15 protein-coding genes and 6 pseudogenes are annotated in these 20,965 nt (G+C 64.2%); 11 read left to right on the top strand and 10 right to left on the bottom strand.

What is annotated here, in order from left to right; genetic code table 11:
• Positions 1–234: 234 nt before the first annotated feature.
• The 5 genes from NS334_RS13655 to NS334_RS13635 form a co-directional block, all read right to left on the bottom strand.
• Complete coding sequence (locus tag NS334_RS13655; RefSeq protein ID WP_058756511.1) at positions 235–1,365, bottom strand: DUF3800 domain-containing protein; 1,131 nt, start codon at positions 1,363–1,365, stop codon at positions 235–237.
• The gene (locus NS334_RS18690; protein WP_193753103.1) at positions 1,362–4,229 is read right to left on the bottom strand and encodes a YecA family protein; all 2,868 of its coding nucleotides are present in this window, start codon (positions 4,227–4,229) and stop codon (positions 1,362–1,364) included. Before NS334_RS18690 ends, NS334_RS13655 begins: the two co-directional genes overlap by 4 nt.
• Before the next feature lie 8 nt (positions 4,230–4,237).
• Complete coding sequence (locus NS334_RS13645) at positions 4,238–4,729, bottom strand: type II toxin-antitoxin system YhaV family toxin (RefSeq protein WP_058756510.1); 492 nt, start codon at positions 4,727–4,729, stop codon at positions 4,238–4,240.
• A 2-nt stretch (positions 4,730–4,731) separates the two neighbouring features.
• Positions 4,732–5,064, bottom strand: coding sequence for a type II toxin-antitoxin system PrlF family antitoxin (locus NS334_RS13640; RefSeq protein WP_058756509.1), 333 nt, complete (start codon positions 5,062–5,064; stop codon positions 4,732–4,734).
• 309 nt (positions 5,065–5,373) lie between these two features.
• Positions 5,374–6,471 carry a GTP pyrophosphokinase gene (locus NS334_RS13635; RefSeq protein ID WP_058756508.1) on the bottom strand — a complete coding sequence of 366 codons (1,098 nt, stop codon included), beginning with the start codon at positions 6,469–6,471 and terminating at the stop codon, positions 5,374–5,376.
• Positions 6,472–6,953: 482 nt separating this feature from the next.
• Between NS334_RS13635 and NS334_RS13630 the strand changes: the two genes are divergently transcribed.
• From NS334_RS13630 to NS334_RS13625, 3 genes are all read left to right on the top strand, one after another.
• Complete coding sequence (locus NS334_RS13630; RefSeq protein WP_058756507.1) at positions 6,954–7,481, top strand: antirestriction protein ArdA; 528 nt, start codon at positions 6,954–6,956, stop codon at positions 7,479–7,481.
• 290 nt (positions 7,482–7,771) lie between these two features.
• Positions 7,772–7,987, top strand: coding sequence for a transcriptional regulator domain-containing protein (locus tag NS334_RS17795; protein ID WP_083500481.1), 216 nt, complete (start codon positions 7,772–7,774; stop codon positions 7,985–7,987).
• A 46-nt stretch (positions 7,988–8,033) separates the two neighbouring features.
• On the top strand, positions 8,034–8,558 hold the full coding sequence (locus tag NS334_RS13625) for a DUF2285 domain-containing protein (protein ID WP_058756506.1): 525 nt from the start codon (positions 8,034–8,036) through the stop codon (positions 8,556–8,558).
• A gap of 10 nt (positions 8,559–8,568) precedes the next feature.
• On the opposite strand, the gene NS334_RS13620 is transcribed toward NS334_RS13625, so the two are convergent.
• A complete protein-coding gene (locus NS334_RS13620) occupies positions 8,569–8,910 on the bottom strand; it encodes a DNA -binding domain-containing protein (protein WP_241491954.1) in 342 nt (113 codons plus the stop codon).
• 413 nt (positions 8,911–9,323) lie between these two features.
• Here NS334_RS13620 and NS334_RS13615 point away from each other — a divergent pair, with 413 nt between their 5' ends.
• The 6 genes and pseudogenes from NS334_RS13615 to NS334_RS19430 form a co-directional block, all read left to right on the top strand.
• Positions 9,324–9,596 (top strand): helix-turn-helix transcriptional regulator, encoded by a 273-nt coding sequence (locus NS334_RS13615; protein WP_058756504.1) that lies wholly within the window; start codon positions 9,324–9,326, stop codon positions 9,594–9,596.
• Positions 9,596–10,375, top strand: a pseudogene (locus tag NS334_RS19145) (replication initiator protein A); the annotation flags it as partial. The gene NS334_RS13615 and the pseudogene NS334_RS19145, both read left to right, overlap by 1 nt.
• Positions 10,376–10,741: 366 nt before the next feature.
• Positions 10,742–11,260, top strand: coding sequence for a DUF2840 domain-containing protein (locus NS334_RS18820; protein WP_206542660.1), 519 nt, complete (start codon positions 10,742–10,744; stop codon positions 11,258–11,260).
• Positions 11,257–11,802 carry a S26 family signal peptidase gene (locus tag NS334_RS13605; protein ID WP_058756503.1) on the top strand — a complete coding sequence of 182 codons (546 nt, stop codon included), beginning with the start codon at positions 11,257–11,259 and terminating at the stop codon, positions 11,800–11,802. Before NS334_RS18820 ends, NS334_RS13605 begins: the two co-directional genes overlap by 4 nt.
• 115 nt (positions 11,803–11,917) lie before the next feature.
• The gene (locus NS334_RS13600) at positions 11,918–12,574 is read left to right on the top strand and encodes a lytic transglycosylase domain-containing protein (RefSeq protein ID WP_241491953.1); all 657 of its coding nucleotides are present in this window, start codon (positions 11,918–11,920) and stop codon (positions 12,572–12,574) included.
• Between the two features lie 165 nt (positions 12,575–12,739).
• Positions 12,740–13,048, top strand: a pseudogene (locus tag NS334_RS19430) (metallophosphoesterase family protein); the annotation flags it as partial.
• A gap of 144 nt (positions 13,049–13,192) precedes the next feature.
• Here NS334_RS19430 and NS334_RS17780 read toward each other — a convergent pair.
• Positions 13,193–14,178 (bottom strand): annotated as a pseudogene (locus NS334_RS17780) (IS3 family transposase); the annotation flags it as partial.
• Between the two features lie 54 nt (positions 14,179–14,232).
• Between NS334_RS17780 and NS334_RS17775 the strand changes: the two are divergent.
• Positions 14,233–14,382 (top strand): annotated as a pseudogene (locus NS334_RS17775) (IS3 family transposase); the annotation flags it as partial.
• A 127-nt stretch (positions 14,383–14,509) separates the two neighbouring features.
• A pseudogene (locus NS334_RS17770) lies at positions 14,510–15,259 on the top strand (IS5 family transposase).
• Positions 15,260–15,336: 77 nt separating this feature from the next.
• On the opposite strand, the gene NS334_RS13580 reads toward NS334_RS17770, so the two are convergent.
• The 3 genes and pseudogenes from NS334_RS13580 to NS334_RS13570 all read right to left on the bottom strand — a co-directional run.
• Positions 15,337–16,764: an efflux transporter outer membrane subunit gene (locus NS334_RS13580; RefSeq protein ID WP_058756499.1), complete on the bottom strand. Its 1,428-nt coding sequence runs from the start codon at positions 16,762–16,764 to the stop codon at positions 15,337–15,339.
• The gene (locus tag NS334_RS13575) at positions 16,761–19,943 is read right to left on the bottom strand and encodes an efflux RND transporter permease subunit (RefSeq protein WP_058756498.1); all 3,183 of its coding nucleotides are present in this window, start codon (positions 19,941–19,943) and stop codon (positions 16,761–16,763) included. The genes NS334_RS13580 and NS334_RS13575 overlap by 4 nt, the downstream gene beginning before the upstream one ends.
• Positions 19,940–20,686: pseudogene (locus NS334_RS13570) on the bottom strand (efflux RND transporter periplasmic adaptor subunit); the annotation flags it as partial. The gene NS334_RS13575 and the pseudogene NS334_RS13570, both read right to left, overlap by 4 nt.
• Positions 20,687–20,965 lie beyond the last annotated feature (279 nt).

Below are 20,965 nucleotides of genomic sequence, written 5' to 3'. Positions count from 1 at the left end.
AAGAAACGGGGGTCACGTCAAGGTCTTTTGCGAGCGCGCCATGCGATTAGGTTGCTGGCCAGAAGCCTCAGCCCGCGTGGCAAGTCCGTGCGGTAATTGACGGCGATTGCGTAGGCCTAGCGAAGCATATCGCGCCATGGCGCAGCATCGGCGGGGTGGGCGGGCCGTGCTCCGACGCTGGTGAGCATTATATCTGGACTATAGCACTCTGACGCCGCATTTTTTGGTTCAATGCTAAGCCCACTGGAAAAGCTCGTCTGCAAAGCCCGTTGGGGCGTGTGGAACGCCCAGCAGTTTGAGCAGGCGGGTGGTCATCACGAGATTGACGCCGGTCGCCTGGTAAGGATTGGCGGCATCGATCATCTGATCGAATGCGGAGCGAAGTCCTTTTCGTGCTTGGCTATCCCTTGCGAAACGCATCGCGCAGCCAGCAAGAATATCTGCCGCCTGTAAGCAGGGTTCTTTTATCTCGGTCGTGAAGAACAGATCGGCACGCCCGCATAGTTGGTAATCCGCGAAGGGCACGATAGGCAGCGCGGCGTCATTGGACAACTTCTCCATGAGCGCCTTTGCATCCACGAGCACCTTCGCATACTGCATCTGTTCGTCGTGAATGAGCTTGGCGCTGTCGAGGCCGGTTGGACGAGACAGGTTGATGCGGGCGTAGATGTTGGTGAGGCATTGAAGGTTGGGCAACATCCACACCTTCTTACCGGCCTCGGTCTCGTCGGCGATTGGCAGAAAATCCTCAGTCTTGGCCGAAGCTTCCCGCACACGATCGCGAGCAAACATGGTCAAAACTTGGGTGGTCCGCGCGATCTCATCGTCGGATTGCTCCAGCCAGTCCCATAGCAGGTCGATGACTGTCGCTACCGCCGACACCGAAGGCGCTTCGCAGGCGGTAATGTAGGCCAGCAGCACCGCATCGGAATCCCCGTCCGAAAGAAACTCCGCCATCACGTTCCGGCTTGCCATATCGACATTGTCGAGCCCGTAGGGGCCGCAGAGCACATGATTGACGATATGGATTGCGACGAAGAACCGTTTGTCGACCAACTCTACGAAGAATGGCCACCGCCGCTCGGCCAGGAAGGCGACGAGGTCGTGCGATACCGGCCCCAGCTTCTTCCCCAGCTTGCTGGATTTGAGTTCGCCATCGCCGCAGGCGTATTGGGTGCGCAGGCGGTCCAGTTCAGTTGTCAGCGCCGTGTCATCTGCAGCACCGACGCAGGCCAGCGCGAAGAACGGCTGGCCGGCGAAATCGAGCGTCTTCGCTGACGCCAGATCGCCGCCGTGACCGCTTTCGTCCAGAAAGTAGCGGTCGGCGTGAACACACGGGACCGGCCCGGCACGACGATCGATCATCGACCGTGACAATGCTTGTATTTCCGGCCTGAATCACACGGGCATTGCTCGTTGCGTCCGACCTTGGTTCGACGCTGTTGGGGCGTCGGCGCCGGGCCGTTCCGCGCAGCGAGCAGCGCCTGCATCGCCGGAGGGATAACCACTTCTCTCTGCGGCGGCGGCCCGAACCGGCGCAAATGCGATACCAAGCGGCGTTGATCCTGCAACTCGCCCTTGCCGGCAGGAGACAGGCCCGCCTCATAGGGGGCGAGCCGCCGCATTTCGGTGTCGGCGGCATCGAAGCGGCCCGAATATGCGAGTATGACCGCATACTGGCTGCGGACAGGCACTACCCATGAAACGAGGTTCAGCGCCTGAACGGTAGGTAGAAGGGTCTTTTCGATCACGTCTCGCGCACCCGCGAAGTCGCGGTGCTCACAATAGTCGTCCACGAGGTCCTGCCCCACCCGGATCACCGATTGCGGCGCATGGGCAAGCTCGTAGAACTTCATCGCGTGGATTCGGGCCAGCGGCGATGACCTGCCGACCTTCTTCAGCGTCTGCGCATGGAGATCCAGCGTGTCGGCCAGATGCTTCAGGTCATCCCTGTTTTCTCGGCCTTTCGGCAAAAGGGGCCGAATGGCAGACGGATTTCTGGCGAAGACCTGATCGGGTGTTAGGCCGAGAAGGCCATAATATTCTTCGCCAAGCGGCTCGGTTTCCTGAAGCGTGAGGTCGTATGCGCCGAGCTTGAACATCGCCAGCGCCCGATTGTAGCGGAAGATACGATGATGCTGGTCGCTTTCCGGCAGCCGTTCTTCGACCTCGGCGAGCATGTCCATGACCCCCTGGGCATCGTCATTGCCGGACACGGCCAGCATACGTTTCATCGCCCAGGCCAGCCATTCGTCCGGCCCAAGATCGTGGTCGTCGAGTAAGGCCCGCATCGCATCGATGCGGGCCAGTCCACCTTCGATGTCGCCTTCGCGAAGATCGTTGAAAACTAGGCCGTCGAGTGCCCAAAGGCGCGTTTCCGCATCCTCGTTTTCGTCGGCCGCTATAGCGATCAGGAACGGCTCGATTTCCCGCCAGACGCCCATTTCATGAAACAGCTCATCGGTCGCGAACTCGACCAGAATCTTGGCTTGGCCGAGCTGGCCGAACAACCTGACCAGCAGGGCGACTTTCGCGATGCTCCAGTTCTTCTGGATCGATTCGATGATCGTATCTGACAGGAGCTTCCTGATGTCGCGCTCATGGTCTTCACCGCCCTCTGCGATATGCGCACGGCCGAGCAGTCGCATCGCATCGTGAACCTTGATGCCTGCATTGCTGAAAAGCTCGACCGCGCCGCTGTCCGGGAGTTGGCGCAAGGCGCTGACGGCGTTCTGACGTGTGAGCTTGCACGCTTTCTGAAGATACGCGCTGGCCTCGTCTCGTGAGAGGGGAACATCCGCCAGACTCAGGGCCGCGACCACCTCCCTGATCCGGTCGGGCATCGTGTCGAACGCGCGTCTAAGGATGATTTCTTGGGCCGTTGCTACAAGATTGGTCTGTGTTTCGACCTCCACGCAGACGGCGGCGATCGAGCCTTCATATTCGCGTTTGGCGACAGTCGCCGCATTCAACACATAATATGGCAGTCCGCCGGTAAGGCGCGACAGGCGTTCGCAATCCGCAAAGTCGGCTACGCAGCCGGCCTCGACGATGGCGGCAGCGATCGTATCCTCATCCCAGCCGCCCAGGGTTTCCTGATCGACGCCAAGCAGAGCCGCTATCTCCCCGGACGCAGCGCCCGGCTGACACAGCAGAAGAAAACGAATGTTCTGGGCCTGATCGATAATCGGTTTCAGATCGATCGGCGCGAGGCGATGGGCGTTGTCGATCACGACATGGACGGAAAGTCTATCCTGACCGAGCTTCACGTTCAGCGCACCAAGCGTCTCGATGCCGGATGCACCGGGCAGGAGGATCTCGCCCAAAGCGCCGTGGCTTCGGCCGAACATCTTCGCCGCCACCTCTCGTGCGACCGCTGACGCCAATGCCGGCCCAGGCATTTCGCCGACATCGAGGTACACGGCCGGAGTTGCCAGATGCGTCGCCGCCTCTGCGATCCAGGCCGTCTTCCCCGCGCCGGACAGACCTGAAAGCAGCCGGACCCGTTGTCCGGTCGCCAAAGGCGGTTCACCGATCTGCGCTCGGTAAACAGCCGGAGGCGCCGGGAAATCCTGCATCTGCACCACCAACTGCTCGAACAGCGCGGGCAGCTCGGCACGATGGAAAGCGTGATCGCTGCGGGGCGGCGTGCCCGATGCCGCAAGCATCGCCACGCCCGCGAGTTTCCAGGTCAGCGTGTCGGGCCGCAACATCGCAAAGGGCAGAGCGCCCGCCAGCATGTTGCAGGCCGAGACAGCAGCACTCACGTCGATGGGCGGCTGAGGCAGCGCCGACGCTGTGACTATAGGCCCGCCTGGCCAGTGAAGCTGCACGTCCTCGGGCCAGTTCGTCGCAGCGAGCATCTCTGCCAGTTTCGGTGCCGGGGCCGCATTCGACGCAATGACGAAGCGGGCCGTCCCGGTCCGCGCACCGCTGGCATGTTCTGCTCGGATGACAGTGAAACGCTCAAGCGCACCGGTGATGTCGCCCACCGCCAGCGACCCTTGGCGCGTCTTGACCTGCACATAGAGGTGGTCGATCGCCCCATGAAGTTCGACGTCCTCGTCACCTTCAACGACGATTTTATCGATGCCCGCCGCCGCTGCGCGCAACAAGCAATTGGCCAGATAGAGGTGCTGATACAGGAATCCACGATGCACCGCTTCGATACGCACCAGTTGGCGTGCGTCTAGGACATCTGGTTTCATCTCGCTGTTCGGACCATTCATGTCGCCGCCTATGGCTTAATGGGTGAAACGGTATCGAAACGCTCGACCGCTTCGGCCTGGGAAGCCGCCTTGTGCAGCGCAGCCCAATCGTCGGGTGGATTGCCGTCGTCCAGCATTCCTTTGAAGACCTTGTAGGCATCGGTCTTCGCACCATAGGTCCGCAGCGTCGTCTCATCATTGACCCAGGCAAAAATGATGACTTTCGCGTTCGATTCGTAGCGGAAGAACAAGCGAAAACGCCCGTTCCCGAACTTCGCGCGGAACCAGTGCTTGTAATCATCGCCGAGAGTCGACCCTTGCCGATACGCGGTTGTTGTCGGGTCAGCCGGAACGGCCTCGAAAACGAGCTTGTTCAACGCGGCCAGCAGCTTGGTGTTCGCGTTTTTCCGATAATCCTCGGGCTTCTTTGCTTTCAACGCCTCGACTGTCTCGATCAGCTTTTCCAACTGATCGAGAAAAAGGGGATGCGCAAGGATGGTCCACCCATTGATCGTGAGCATAACTAGAGTGCGACGACCCCGTCGATCTCGGCATCGAGGTCAACGTCGATATCGCCGACCAGCGCCGCCATGCGATCCCGCAACGTAGCGGGTAGCGAGACGACAGAAGTGCCGGGGTGCTTGATCATGTCGTGCGCGAGGAATGTCAGGAAGCGATCGACCACCGGATCGCTCACCTCTTCCGTCGCCTTCTCGACATAGACGCGACGCGCGTCATCAACAACGAACGCGATGCGTCCGCCATAGTCCACGCCCAAGGCTTGCCGGACGGCCTTGGGAACCGTGGTCTGGCCCTTCGCCGTGATGGTACTTTCTTCTTTCAACAATGCGGCCATGGTCGGCTCCCAACTTGATCTTTGGAAGAGTAAGGAATAAACCTTACCTCGTCAAGTGATGGTTCGTGAATGAGGGGGCCATTGCCGCCTCTACAATGCCACGCCCTTTTCCATACCAGCGGGTTTCTCTGCCTAATTCTCTGCGACCGCCCGTCAGCAATCGGCCAAGGTCGCAATCGCGCTATTCAAATAATTCGCAATTGGCTTAAATAAGCAGTAAGCCAATGTGAAAGCTTTTAAACAAAGGAAGACATTAACATTTTGGCGAACGACGTGGTGCTCGCGCACCCTCAACTGTCACCCCTGATGTCAGGCGACCTCGCCGGCGGGTTCGTGTTCGGCGCGCCAGGTATCGAAGCTTTCGCGTGCCCTGTCGGTCAGAAGTGATGCAAACACGTCGGGATCGCCAGTATAGAGGCAGTGCCGCATGACGGTGAAGGGATTGAGCGGAGTACCCTCGGGACGCGCCTCGAAGTCGGCCTTGTAGCGCCGGACTTGGCCGATCTTCTCCCTCAGGTAGAAATTGAACTTGCCACGGCTGATGTCGGGCTTGAGGTCGATGATCTGCTGGGTGAAGCCATCCACCTTGTGCGGCTCGAACTCCTGCCCAGGAAAAAAATGCTTCGCGATCCGCAACAGGCTAAAAGCGTTGAGCGGGGCATACCGACGAGGCGCGGCGTCAACGGCGGCTTCCGGTTCGGCAGGGACGACCGCCGACTCTTCCTCGATCTCAGCATAGGCATCCGTTCGCGCGATCTCTTCGGCCGTTCCGTCGCGAATGGCACGGAACTCGCGATCAGCCAGTTCGAACAGGGCAGCTAGCGTGTTAATGCGCCTCTTCAAAGCATTGGGGATGGACTTCTTATATTTGATCTTATGGTCGAGAACACTCCAGGAATCCTGAACGACTGTCCGAATCTGAAGTTCGAACGGATAGTCCGCATAGGCGGCATATTCCTTCAATGCCTTTCGATTTTCACTCAGGCGTAGATCGAGATGCAGCCCTTTGTACCCGAACGCATCCGCCGTTTCTTCCATCTGCGCGGTCTTGTCGGTGACACCCAAAACGTCGAACTCGGCCGATATGAGATCCTTCACCCGCTCCACGTCGTCCTCATAGAAGCAGACAATGCGCAACCCGATCAGATCGGATATGTGGTCGCGAATGGCATAAGCCGTTTTCGTGCTTTCCAGCGCCGTCTGATACTTCAGCCGAAACTTACTCAGGCATTCCTCGCGGTCCTTAATCCGTCCTTCGACCTTGGCGCCCGCAATCGCCGCATCCGTAGCGAGAAGGGAACCGATCATGGTGATGAAGGCGATCCGGGCCGCTTCCATCGTGTCCCAGGAGGCATCGTAGAATTCGCGAAAGGCAACTTTCTCGGTTTCGTAGTCCTGCGATGCCATCCCACCCTCAGGTGTTGTTTCGATAATCCTACGTTGAGATTCGTCTGAAGAAAATCCTTCGTTGCACTTAATTCTTATGATTGAGGGGAAATCTTCCTTTGCGGTCGAGCTAAAATCTCGTTCGACCCGTTCTGCGGTGGCGCGCCGCAACGTCCCGACAGGATACAGCCGTCAGGGATCATGAGCTTCAGCATCGCGGGCTTTTTACCGTGATCCCGCTTTATGCCCGGCTCCCGCTTTCGCTCACGCCAGGCCGATTGCTTGGGGGCGCTGCCCCCCGGCGCGGCGCAAGGGATCGCTGACGCTCGGTCGGGACGGTATCCCCGGCCTTCCTCCACGTCGTTCCTCCGTTCCGTGCAGGCCGGGTGATCCCCCTCCGTCCCGCCCGCCCTTGCACCTTGCACCCCCCGGTCTCGCCGACGGGCAGGGGTTCAGGAGCGGCGCTTCGCTGCTCTGAACCCCAAGCTCCGAGGACTAGAGAGATGACCGACGCAGTCGAAAGCAATCCCCGCATCTACGTCGCCTGCCTTGCCGCGTACAATAACGGTTATCTGCACGGTGCCTGGATCGACGCGGACCAGGACGCCGACGAGATCAGGAGCGAAATCGCCGCCATGCTCTCCCGATCGCCGGTCGAGGGTGTGGAGGAATATGCCATCCACGATTACGAGGGATTCGAGGGCGTCGCCATCGAGGAATATGCCGGTATCGAGAACGTGGCGCGGATCGCCGCATTCATCGCCGAGCATGGCGCGTTGGGCGCGGGTTTGCTGAACGAGTTCGTCGGGGACATCGACCAGGCCGAGACCGCCATGCGGGACTGCTACCATGGTCAGTTCACAAGCCTTGCCGATTGCATGGAAGAGCTGACCGCCGAGACGGTCACGATCCCCGACGCCCTGCGCTATTATATCGACTGGCAGGCGATGGCGCGCGATGCCGAGTTGGGCGGCGACCTGTTCACGGTGGAAACCGCACATGACGAAGTGCATGTCTTTTCCCGCCGCTGAAAGGCTTCCGTCGCTTTGCCAGCTTCCGCCGGCAAAGCGACGGAATGCGGCGGCCCGCTGTTGCATGGAGACGTGCGGCAGGAAGCGGTCGACCTTGCGGAATGACGGCCGCTTGCTGGCTTTCCCAATATTGAGATAGAACAACCGAAACGGATATAAATTAACTATAATTGCGATCGTGTTGCACGCTCCAGTTATCTGGATAGTGCGGCTACACCGATCCCTCTTTCTCCATGACCATCTCTATCCGGGCTTCGTTCTGCGCTGCCCGGAATTGGGGAGGTGACGCCATGCTGAGTATCGACTGGCGCTCGCCGGCGGCTTACGCACACACGAAAACCATTTCCGCCGCCGGTTTTGCTTGGGAATATCTTCGTCGAAATCACGAATATCGGGAGGACTTCCTGTCCGCCAGCGCGGACGAATACGGCGGGGCCGACCGACTCGAACGCTTCGTTCGGCGCTGGGGGTTGCGATTTCCCAAGCGATCCCGACAAAGCGCCTGACCTCGAACCGCCGATCTGGTCGCCGGGCTTGCAGCCGCAAGCGGTCATGCTGTCGCCTGCCGAGCATCGTAGCGGCGAGACGGAACCGATGATCGTTCTCGCGCATCTCGATGGCCTTCGACTGAGGCAGGCCGAAGATGGCTGGCATGGCATCTGGCAGGCCGATGGGGTCATGCACCAGTTCTGGCTGCGCGCAGCCGTGCCGGACGCAGCCGCCTTCTATGCCGCGACTCTGCCGATGGATTCCTGGCTGGAGCTTCGCGCCCACGCCGCGCGCCGTCTCTGGCGCGCGCTCACGGGGCGTCCGCCAGGTGCGGACTTTCGGGCGCTGCCCGCCCAACTGCGGCAATGGCATATCCTGTCGCTGCGCGCGCTGGACGCCCGGTTACGCGGGGAGAGCTATCGCGCCATTGCCGAAGTGCTGCTCGGCTTCCAGGGCAGCAAGGAGGATTGGGAGGTCGATCCGAGCAAGAACAAGGTGCGCCGCCTCGTCGCGCACGGCATCAAGATGATGCGCGGCGGCTATCGCCTGTTACTGCACTATCCCATCAAGCCGACAACGCGGCCGTGACGCCAAACCGTCAGGGTTTGTCGGCTGCCTGTTTCAATATCTGCCGATAGCCTTCGCGCGACAGCCATTGCGCGCGTTCGAGATGACTTTGCCAGCAACGGCGAGTGCGCAGCGCATCGGCGATCGGATCACGATGCAGCACGATCGGCGCGACTTCCTGCCAGTCCGCGTGCTCGGCTTCGGCATCCAGCAGCCGCATGTAGGTCACGAAATGCCGCTCGTCATAGGGCGTGATCGCATCGCCGGTCGGCGCTTCGTCATCCACATCGGGATCGAGTTCGACAGGGGTTTTCACGGCCGTTCCCTCCGCCTTCGGAGAGGTTGGTCTGCGGTGCGCCCCCGCAAACGACACTCTCTGACCCTTGGTGATCGGGGAGTTCGAAACCGTGGTTAGACGGCCCTGTGGCCTTTAGTTCGGAGAACCTGTTGCATACGCCACAGGCTCCCCGACCATAAGGTCAAGGAGTTCGGTGCCGTCACGGCCGGCACCAACCGCTAACCAGGGGTTTCGACGCCCCGGAGCAGCGCGTCTCTGCTCCGCGTCCAGCCTTACCCGAATCGCGCCGAAATGTCTCCGCCCAATCCGAGCCGGAAATGGCGGGTCACTGAATCGCCTCGACATTTTTGCTTCCGGCGGCCCTCTTGGGGTGCCGTCAGCGTACGGCCGCAAATGCGGCACGCTACCGGCCGCCGATCCCTCGCCATGGTTCGCCACAGCCCGCTCGCCAGACGGCAGCGGCACCAACCACGAACCAGAGGTGATCCATGGCCGTCCGCCCCAACGCGGATTTGCCGCCGCGCATGTTGCGCACTCAGGAAGCCGCCCGCTTCCTCGGCATTTCCATCCGCACGCTTGAGAAGCATCGCACCTACGGCACCGGCCCGACCTATCGCAAGGTCGGCGGGCGCGTCCTGTACACCGTCCACGACCTCGAAGCCTGGACCGAGATCGGTTCGCGCAAATCCACCCGCGACACGACAGCCGGCAGGGTCTTTCCCGCCCGTCCGCTGACGCCGCAAGAGCGGGGCGAGTGCTGATGCTGCGCGATGAGGATCATGAACCCGCCGCGCAGGGCGGAGACGCCAGCGAGCGCAGTCGCCTCGCTCCCTTCGTGGTCGCGACCGGCGACGCGCCGCCGCGCGATCAACGTGACCTGATGGAGCGGCCCTTCTTCTCCCTGGCGAAGACGCCGCGCACCACGCCCATTCTCTACAAGGCGGCCGACATCGAGGTGCAGGTCTTCGCCATGCCCGAACACGGCATGGCGACCATCTGGGATGCCGACGTGCTGATATGGGCTGCCTCGCAGATCGTGGCGGCCAGGAACGCGGGCCTGAACACCTCGCGTTTCTTCCGTTTCACCCCCTACCATCTGCTACGCGCCATCGGTCGGCCGACCGGAAATCGCCAATATCTGCTGCTGAAGGCCGCGCTCGCCCGCCTGCAATCGACCTCCATCCGCACGACGATCCGCCACGGCGAGCATTGGCGGCGACGGCAATTCTCCTGGATCAACGAATGGGAGGAGATGACGACGCGCGACGGTCGCGTCGAGGGCATGGAGTTCGTCCTGCCCGAATGGTTCTACTCCGGCGTCGTCGATCGTTCGCTCGTCCTCACCATCGACCCGGCCTATTTCCGGCTGACCGGCGGCATCGAACGCTGGCTCTACCGCGTCGCCCGCAAGCACGCCGGACACCAGCCGCACGGCTGGCTGTTCGAGATCGCGCATCTTCACCAGAAGTCCGGCAGCCTCGCGCGGATTTCCGATTTCGCGCTCGACCTGCGCCGCATCGCCGCCCGGCAATCGCTGCTCGGCTATCGCCTCGACATTCGCCGCGAAGGGCGGCGCGAGCTGCTGCAAATCCGGCCCGAAATCCCATCCACAGTGCCTGTTGATAAGGGTGTGAAAACCATCGGCACATCAGGCGCAAAGGGTATCGCTACATCAGGCGCAGCACTATCGGCACATCGGGCGCACGGATCGCAGTTAAGCCTCTGGCCCGAAAAGCGGAATCCGGCTGCTAACTTAGAGTCTAACAGAGAATCTAACTTTTCTTCTTTGACGCGCGCGCAGGCGAAGTGTGGTGCCGGTGCCGCAAGGTCGGTCGCCGACGTGCTTCGCGACATGCTGACGCCCGACCCGTCCGACAGCGATGGAGGACGGCGATGGAGGACGGCGATGAGCGGCAAGGCATCCCGCCACACGCATGGTCGCCTGCAATCGGACGGACCAGCGCCCTTCACCACATTGGTCGAGCTGACCTTCCAGAAGCAGAAGGTCGAGCACTGGATCAGGTTCGGTCGCAAGAGCTACGAACGGATCATCGACCGTCGCCGCAGCGTCGTCGGCTTCGCGCCCGATAGCGTCTTCGCATTCGTTCGCTGGGCGGCGGGCGATCATGGCACGGTCGTCTCGCGCATCGACATCGTGCGCGCCGTCCGTCGCGGCGAGGCATTCCAGACCGTGCCCTTCGTGCGTCCGGGCGGCGACATCCTGCTGCGGCTGAGTGGCTGGCAGAAGGTTCAGCGCGTGCTGGCGGCGATCGACGCGGTGGACGCGCTCGGCGTCGATCCGGCCGATACTTCGCCCGATCACTGGCGACACGTCCATAACCGGCTGACCGCCAATCAGGAGCCGAACGCCTACACGCCCGAGCGCCATGCCGCATGGATCGGCCGCCGGAGGATCGACCCATGACCCGGTTCGGCTATGTCATGGCGACGTATTTCGCCGTGCTCGGTGTGGCGGTCGCCGCCATCATCCCGACGCCGACGAAATTCGTCTGGAACGTCACGGCGAGCGCGCCGATCGGTCTCTATGCCATTGAGCCGGCGGACCAACTCACGGTGTCTGAGCTGGTCGCGGTCATGCCGCCCGAGCCACTGGCGAGCTTCATGGTGGAGCGTGGCTATATCGGTCGCGGCGTGCCGCTGTTGAAGCGTGTCGCGGGCCTGCCGGGGCAGCGGGTCTGCCGAAATCGCGTCGTCATCACGGTCGATGGTGTGGAGACGGGCGAGGCACTGGAGCGCGATCGGTTCGGCCGCGCGCTGCCCGTCTGGCGGGGTTGTCGCATCATCGCGCGCGGCGAACTCTTCCTGATGAACGGTCGCGTGCGCGACAGCCTGGACGGCCGCTACTTCGGCCCCGTTCCCGCCAGCACCGTCATCGGTCGGGCGCTCCCGTTTTGGACCGACGAGGACGGCGACGGCCACTTCGCATGGCGCGCGGCGACGCGCTGACTTCCCCGAATCAAGGAGGCTATTCATGCTCAATTCGTCTGAGAGGCCGGCATGGCGAGATGCCCTTCTTGTAGGTCTCGGTGCGCTCACAATCTGCGCGTGGCCGGAGGTGGCGATGGCGCAACCCGCGCCGATCGTTCGCCAGACCGCTATCGATCCCTATGCCCTCCACATCGCCGAGGCGGCGCAGCGGTTCGGCATACCCGAGCGCTGGATTCGCGCCGTGCTGCGCGCCGAGAGTGCGGGCGACGCGCGCGCGATTTCGCCAGCGGGTGCGATGGGGCTGATGCAAGTCATGCCCGATACCTGGGTAGCGTTGCGCGTCCGGTATCGGCTCGGCCGCGATCCTCATGACGCGCGCGATAACATCATGGCGGGCGCGGCCTATCTGCGCGAATTGTGGGACCGCTACGGCAACGTCACCGCGATGCTCGCCGCCTATAACGCCGGTCCCGGCCGATATGACCAGCATCGCGCGACCGGCCGTGCCTTGCCCGCCGAGACACGCGCCTATGTCGCCACGCTCGCGCCCGTTCTCGGCGGTGCGCTGGTGCCTGAAACGACGGTCGAAAACCCCGCACCGCCGCCAGACTGGCGCGAGGCGGCGATCTTCGTCGCGCGCTCGACCGACGCCCGGCCTGCCGTCGTGTCGTCATTCGGAGCGCAATCCGATGACAGCCGCACAACCGCCCCGGTTCGCCCGCCCGTCGATGAAGACGCGCAGAGAGGCGGCATCTTCATCGCCCGTGCGAGCATCGGGAGCACGCGATGATGGCGGAGCTTCCGCGCGCGGTGGCGTTCGTTCCGATGTGCAGCCAGGCGGATTTTTGTCTGTCGGCATATTGGGTGGGAAGGGCAGAAAGGGACGGAGGAGCGGAGGGCAAGATAAAAGAAACCGGCACTCCGCCATGCCCGGGATCATGGCGTCGACACGATCTTGTTGGCGGGGGACACGTTCGACACGGAAACTCCGGCGGCCGATGTGCGGCGGCAGGCGCTGACCGAGATGGCGCATCATGCGCCGATCCGGTGGGTGATCCTGCCCGGCAATCATGATTCGTTGCAGGCCACCGAGCTTTGGGCGCAGCTGGTGCGCGAGGCACCATCTAATGTCCTTCTTGCCACCACACCGCACCCGATCACGCTTTCGGAGGGCGCGTTCCTTCTGCCTGCACCGTGCACGACGCGGCGACCGGGACGCGATCTGAGTGAGTGGATGGACGGTGCTTCCACCCCGGACGGCGCGATCCGCATAGGGCTGGCGCATGGTGCCATCCAGAACTTTTCCGAAGAGGCGGTGAGCGATGACGTGATCGCGCCGGATCGGGCGCGCCGTGCCGGTCTCGACTATCTGGCGTTGGGGGACTGGCATGGTGCCATGGCCGTCGATCCGCGCACCCATTACAGCGGCTCGCCGGAACAAGATCACCGCCAGGTAATCGCCATATGCACCGGCCGCGTATTGCGATCCGCGATCCGAATGGCAGATGAGGCCGGGCGCTGGTCGTTGCCGCTGGGCTGCCATCATCAGCGCGGCGAGCGGCAGCTCGGTTCGCATATGGTCGCGCATCGCCCAACCGACGATCTTGCGGGTCGCCAGGTCGAGGACGGCCGCGAGATACAGCCAGCCCTCCCCGGTGGCGATGTAGGTGATATCCGCGAGCCAGACCCGGTTCGGCGCAGATGCCGTGAAGCGCTGCGCCAGCAGGTTCGGGGCGATCGGCAGGTAGTGGCGGCTGTCGGTGGTGCACGGCCGGAACCGGCGCCCGGCCAGCGCGCGGATGCGATGCCGGCGCATGAGGCGCTCGACGCGGCCACGGCTGCACCAGTGGCCTTCCGCTCGCAGCGCGGCATGCATCCTGGGTGACCCGTAGCGGCCCTGGTGCCGCTGTTGGATCCTGCGCACGTCATTCAGCAACGCCAGGTTGGCGGTCGTTCGTGCGCTTGGCGGACGGTCGCGCCAGCCGTAATAGCCGCTACGCGACACGCCGAGCATGCGGCACATGACGTTCACCGGCCAGGTGGACGCATGCTGCTCGATAAAGGTGAACTTCACCGCGGCATCTCCGCAAAGATGCCGACGGCTTTTTTTAGGATGTCGCGTTTCATCCGCGCCCGGTCCAACTCGCGGCGCAACCGCGCGATCTCCGACGCCTGATCCGCCGGCGACGCCATCGTCGATACTGACGGCTTCGCCGCCGGGCTTGCCGGCGGGGAACCGCCCTCCTGCAACTTGCGCTGCCAACGACGCAGCATCGTCGACATGATCCCCAACTCGGCTGCCACCTCGGTCTGCATCCGGCCGCTCGTCTCCCACAGCGCCACCGCCTCACGCTTGAACTCGTCCGTGAACCAACGCTTCGTCGTACTTGCCATCAAAACACCTCCTGGCTCCGCAGAGCCTATCATCGGTGTCCGTCAAACCGAGGGAGGATCAGACGTAAAACCTGCCGCACGCGCAATCACGCAAAGGCCGACGTGTTCGACTACATCGAGCGCTTCTATAATCCGACGCGACGCCACTCGACCCTGGGTTATCTCAGCCCCATAAACTTCGAGCGCCAAGCGCAGGTAGCTTGATGTCGTATCCACGAAACCGGCAGCAGCTCAGTCCAGAAATCTAGGCCGGATCGACATTCAGGATTCCCAAAGCTGTTGAAGGCTGATTCATAGGCATCCGAGTTGAGACGCGGGGCGAGTGATGGGGATCAAGCGGTATGAGTTGAGCGAGGCGCAATGGTCGCGGATTGCATCGCTGGTCCCTGGCAAGGTGGCCGATCCCGGTCGAACGGGCGCCGATCCGCCTGTTCGTAAACGGATGTTTGTGGGTGCTGCGGTCAGGCGCCCATTGGTGCGATCTTCCGGAACGCTACGGCAAGTGGAAGACGGTGCACCGGCGCTTCAGTCGCTGGTGCCATGCTGGCGTCTGGGAGCGCGTGTTCGAGGCGCTGACCGCCGACCGGGATAACCAGTATCTGATGATCGGCAGCACCATCGTTCGCACCCACCAGCAGGCGGCAACCGGAAAAGGAGGGGCAAGGATCAGGCGCTGGGGCGTTCCCGAGGTGGACTGACGACCAAGGTTCACATGCTTGCCGACACGTTCGGCCGCCCCCTGCGGTTCCGCATCACGCCCGGGCAAGCCAGCGACATCGCCTCGGCATCCAGTCTACTCGGAGGCCAGCACGGCAAAGCGGTGCTCGCCGACAAAGCATATGACGGCAATGACTTACGTAGCCAGATCGCTGCGATGGGGGCCGAGGCGGTGATCCCGTCCAAGCGCAACCGCAAGGTCGCCATCCCGCACGATACCAGCATCTACAGGCATCGTAACCAGGTCGAGAGATGCTTCGGCCGCCTCAAGCACTTCCGCCGCTTTGCCACTCGCTACGACCGCCGTATCATCCACTTCACCGGCTTCGTCCACCTCGCCGCCGCCTTGATCTGGCTGCGCTGAATGTCGATCCGGCCTAGGGCTACTCAATAGATCAACGCGCGACGATCAGGCCGACATGACCGGCGCCCCGTTGCCGGTTACCGCGACGGTTCGATCGCGCCGCCGACCGCGGTGTACAGCGCCACCGTATCGATCAGCCGCGCGGCGCGTGCCTGCACGAACTGCTCGCGCGCGTCGGCATCGGCGGCGGTGGCGTTCAGCAACGCCAGCGTGCCGACGCTGCCCAGCGCCAGTTGCCGCCGCGCGAAGGTCAGCGCCTGTCCGGCCGCGTCGCGCGCCCGGGTGGCGGCATCCAGCGCCGTGGCGTCGGTTTCCAGCCCGGTCAGCGCGTCGGACACGTCGCCGAACGCCTGGAGCACGGCCGTCCGATAGCCCGCCTTCGCCCCGTCCAGCGCGGCCTCGGCCGCGCGTTGCTGGTGACGCAACGCCCCGGCGTGAAACAGCGGCTGCGTGATCCCGCCCAGCAGCGTCCAGAACGGATTGCCGCTCTTGAACATGTCGCCGAACCGCTGCGCCGAGCCGCCGGCGCTGGCGCTGAGCTGGATCGACGGCAGCCGTGCGGCGATCGCGGTCTGCACGTCGGCGCCCGCGCCCTCCAGCTCGGCGCGCGCCGCCTGCACGTCGGGGCGCCGCGCGACCAGATCGGACGGCAGCGCGAGCGGCAATTGCGTCGGCAGGGTGAGCGACGACAGCTCCGGCAGGGGCGGCAACGGTTCGCCCGCCGCGCGGCCCAGCAAGGTCGCGATCACGACGCGCTGATGCGCTTCCTGCCGGATCAGCGGCGGCAATGCGCCTTCGGCAGTGGCGAGCGCGGTCTGCTGCGTCGCGACATCCGCCGCCCCGACATCGCCGAGCCGCTGCCGCTTCAGCAGCGCGTTCAGGATGTCGCGATTGACCGCGATCGCCAGTTGCGCGTCCTGCACCTGTTCGGCCAGCGCCGCGCGCTGGATTACCGCCTGCACCAGATTGGCGACGACGGTGGTACGCGCGGCGTCGAGCCGGTGGCGCTGCACCTCGGCGGCGGCGCGGGCGGAGCGGATGCGCGAGCCCACCCCGCCGAACAGGTCGACGGTATAGCCGACGTTCACCTGCGCGGTGTGGAGCGTATAGAGCTGCTGGTTCTGGTTGGCGATCGTCGGGGAGATCGCATCCGATACGCGCGTCCGCTCCGCCTGATAGCCGGCGTCGACCTGCGGCAGCGCGGAGCCGGACGTGGCACGCGCCTGTTCGCGCGCCTGGCGCAGCGCGGCGTCGGCGGTGGCGATGTCGTTGTTGCGCGCCAGTGCCTCGACGACGAGCGCGTCGAGTTGCGGGCTGGCGAAGGCGGTCCACCAGTTCGCGGTCGCGGCGGTGGGCACGAAGGCCTGCGCCGGGCCGCTGGCGGGCGTGATCGCAGCTGGCGTCGCGGCCGGGGGCAGGGCGGCGTGCGCGTCGAGATCGCGCGGACCCATTGTACAGGCGGCGACCGAGGTGCAGGCGAGCAGCAGCGCGAGCGTGCGGGTCATGCCGTTACCTCCGGTCCTTCGTGATGGTGGGAGACGTCGTGGCCGTGCGCGCCGCGATCCTCGGGGCGGACGCGCGTCGAGAAGCGCCCGATCAGCACCGGCAGCACCAGCAGGATCAGCACCGGCGCCAGCGTCATGCCGCCGACGACGACCAGCGCCAGCGGCTTCTGTACCTGACTGCCGATGCCATGTGAGAGCGCGGCGGGGAGCAGGCCGATCGCGGCCACCAGACAGGTCATCACCACCGGGCGCAGCGAGTGGCGCACGGTCGTCGCCAGCGCGGCGGCGCGGTCCATCCCTTCGTCGATCGCATTGTTGAAGGTGGTGACGACCAGGATGCCGTCCATCACCGCGATGCCGAACAGCGCGACGAAGCCGATCGCCGCCGAAATGCTGAACGCGGTGCCGGTCAGCGCCAGCGCCATCACCCCGCCGACCACGGCCATCGGGATCGCCGCGAACGCCAGCAGGCTGTCACGGATCAAGCCGAAATTGGCATAGAGCAGCAGCAGCATCAGCAGCAGGCTGATCGGCACGACGATCTCCAGCCGCGCGATCGCGTTCTTGAGGTTGTCCAACTCGCCCGCCCATTCCAGGTGATAGCCGGCGGGCAGATGGACGTTGCGGTCGATCCGCGCGCGCGCTTCCTCCACCGCGCCGCCCAGATCGCGCCCGCGCACCGAGAATTTGATCGGGATGTAGCGTTCCTGATGCTCGCGATAGATGAACGACGCGCCCGAGGTGAGGCGGACGTTGGCGACCTCCGACAGCGGCACCTGGATCGTGCCGCCGCTGCCGTCCGGCGCGGGCGCGCCGATCGTGATGCGTCGGATCGATTCGATCGAATCGCGCTGTTCCGGCTTCAGCCGAACGACGATCGGGAAATGGCGGTCGGTGCCCGCCTCGTACAGATCGGCGCTGGAACTGCCGCCGATCGCCGCCGCGACGGTGGTGTTCACGTCGTCGGGCGTCAGGCCGTAGCGAGCGGCCTTGGCGCGATCGACGTCGACGCGCACGGTCGGCTGGCCGAGCGACTGGAACACGCCCAGATCCTCGATCCCGCGCACCTTGCTCATCTGGTCCTTGATCTGGTCGGCATATTTCTCGAGCGTCGGCAGGTCGGGACCGAACAGCTTGATCGAGTTCGCGCCCTTCACACCCGATGCCGCTTCCTCGACGTTATCCTCGATGATCTGAGAGAAGGAGAAATCGACGCCGGGATATTTGGCGATCAGCCGCTTCGACAGTTCGTCGATCAGCTTCTCCTTCGTCATGCCCGATGGCCATTCGTCGAAGGGCTTGAGCGGCACGAAGAACTCGGCGTTGAAGAAGCCGGTCGCGTCGGTGCCGTCGTCGGGACGGCCGTGCGCGGAGAGGACGGCTGTCGCCTCCGGATACTCCGCGATGATGCGGCGGATGCCGTTTACCGTTGGTTGCCCCGCCTCCAGGCTGATCGACGCCGGCAAGGTGGCGCGGATATACATATTGCCTTCTTCGAGGTGCGGCAGGAACTCCACGCCCAGCGAGCGGACGCCCACGACCGCCATCAGCAGCATCAGCGCCGCGCCGCCGATCGCCAGCACGCGATTGTTGAGCGCGAAGGCGGCGGCCGGCTCATAGGCGCGGCGCAGCTTGCCGACGACCCACGTCTCTACCTCGGATAATTTGTCCGGCAGCAGCAGCGTCGCCAGCACCGGCGCGACCGTGAAGGTCGCGATCAGCCCGCCGGTGATCGCATAGGCATAGGTCTTGGCCATCGGGCCGAAGATGTGGCCCTCGACCCCGGTCAGCGTGAACAGCGGCAGGAAGCTGGCGATGATGATCGCGGCCGCGAAGAAGATGCCGCGGCTGACCTCGCTCGATGCGCCCAGCACCGCCGAGAAGCGGTTGGCGACCGTGTAATGGCCCTTGCCGCTTTCGACATGCGCCGATCGTTCGACCATGTGGCGGAAGATGTTCTCGACCATGATGACGCTGGCATCGACGACCAGGCCGAAGTCGAGCGCGCCGACCGACAACAGGTTCGCGCTTTCGCCCTGCAACACCAGGATCAGGATCGCGAAGGCGAGCGCGAACGGGATCGTCGCCGCGACGATGATCGCGCTGCGCAGATTGCCCAGGAACAGCCATTGCAGCGCGAAGATCAGGATGATGCCGACGACCATGTTTTCCAGCACGGTATGAATGGTCAGCCGGATCAGGTCCGAACGGTCGTAGATGCGCTGCAACTGCACGCCCGGCGGCAGCACGCCGGAGGCGTTGATGTCGGCCACTTCCTTCTGCACGCGCTCGATGGTCGGCATCGACTGCGCGCCGCGCTGCATGAGCACGATGCCCTGCACGATGTCGTCCTGATCGTTGTAGCCGGCGATGCCCAGGCGCGGTTCGTTGCCGATCGTGACCTTCGCGACGTCCTTCACCAGCACCGGCTGCCCGCCGGCGGTGCCGACCAGCACGCTCTCGATCCCCGACGGCGACTGGATCAGCCCGACGCCGCGCACGATCGCGGCCTGGCTGCCGAAGTTGATCGTCTGCCCGCCGACGTTGCCGTCGCTCTTGGAGATGGCATTCAGCACCTGGCTGACGGTGACGTCGTGCGCGGCGAGCCGGTCGTTGTCGATCACCACGTCATAGGCGCGCAGTTTGCCGCCCCAGCCGGTGACGTCGATCACGCCGGGAATCCGCTTGAACCGGCGTTGCAGCACCCAGTCCTGCAACGTCTTCAGGTCCATCACCGAATAGCCCTTGGGCGCAGTGATCTTGTAGCGATAGATTTCGCCGACCGGGCTGGTGGGGGACAGCGTCGGCTGCGCGCCACCGGCCAGCGGCGGCAGCTGCGACAGGCGGTTGATGACCTGCTGGCGCGCCTGTTCGTTGGTGTAATCGTAGCTGAACTGGATCTTGATGTCCGACAGGCCGAACAGGCTGATCGCGCGGATCGCGGTCAGATGCGGGATGCCCGCCATCTGCACCTCGATCGGGATGGTGACGTTGCGCTCCATCTCCTCGGCGGACAGGCCCTGCGTCTGGGTGATGACCTCCACCATCGGCGGGACCGGATCGGGATAGGCCTCGATATTGAGGTTCATGAACCCGATGACGCCCGCCACCAGCATCGTGACGAAGACCCCGACGATCAGGAGCCGCTGACGCAGCGCGAAGGCGACGATGCGGTTCACTCGCCCAGCCCCGCTTCGTTCACGAACAGCGCGCCGGCGGTGACGATCCGCTCGCCGGGCGCGAGGCCGCTGACGATCGTGACCTGCCCGTCCTGCGCGTCGCCGGTGACGACGTCGCGCGACACCAGCAGCCCGCCGGGCCGCACGACCCAGACGCGCGCGCTCTCGCCCTCATGGATCACGGCGGCGGCCGGCACGCGGATCGCCTCGCCGTTGCGGGCGCGGCGGATCGCGAAGCTGGCGAACATCTGCGGCTTCAGCGCGCCGTCCGGATTGGCGATCGTCGCGCGCACCGGCAGACGGTGGGTGACGGGGTCGAGCGCGGCGCCGACCAGATCGATCCGCGCCTGGAAGCTGCGGCCGGGCAGCGCGGGGGTGGTGACGATCGCGGTGTCGCCGACATGGATCGCCTCCGCATCGCTCTCCGCCACCTGCGCGACCAGCCAGACGCGCGACGGATCGGTGATCGTCATCACCGGCTTGTCGCCGCCCTGTGTCACATATTGCCCCGCTGACACGTCGCGCGACGCGATCAGTCCGCTGATCGGCGCGTGGAGCGTGGTAACGTCATGGAAGCCCGATACCTCGCCGACACCTTCCAGTCGCCGGATCTCGCCCGGCGTCTTGCCCAGTACGACCAGCTTGTCGCGCGCCGCGCCCAGCGAGGCGGCGGCGGTGCGCGCGGTCGCCTGTGCGGCGGCCAGATCGGCCTGCGCCTGCTGATAGTCCTTCAGCGCGCCGCCTATCAGAACGCGCAGGCGCAGCTGTTGACGGCGCAGCGCAATGCCGAGCGGCAGAAGCAGATGTACGAGACCGCCGGCGGCGCGCTGAAGGACTATCAGCAGGCGCAGGCCGATCTGGCCGCCGCACAGGCGACCGCGCGCACCGCCGCCGCCTCGCTGGGCGCGGCGCGCGACAAGCTGGTCGTACTGGGCAAGACGCCGGGCGAGATCCGGCGACTGGAAGGTGTCGGCGAGGTATCGGGCTTCCATGACGTTACCACGCTCCACGCGCCGAACAAA

Source organism: Sphingomonas endophytica, from assembly GCF_001476895.1.
GTDB lineage: Bacteria > Pseudomonadota > Alphaproteobacteria > Sphingomonadales > Sphingomonadaceae > Sphingomonas > Sphingomonas endophytica_A.
The sequence above is the reverse complement of the archived record's forward strand: the minus strand, read 5'-3'. Positions and strand labels throughout refer to the sequence as shown.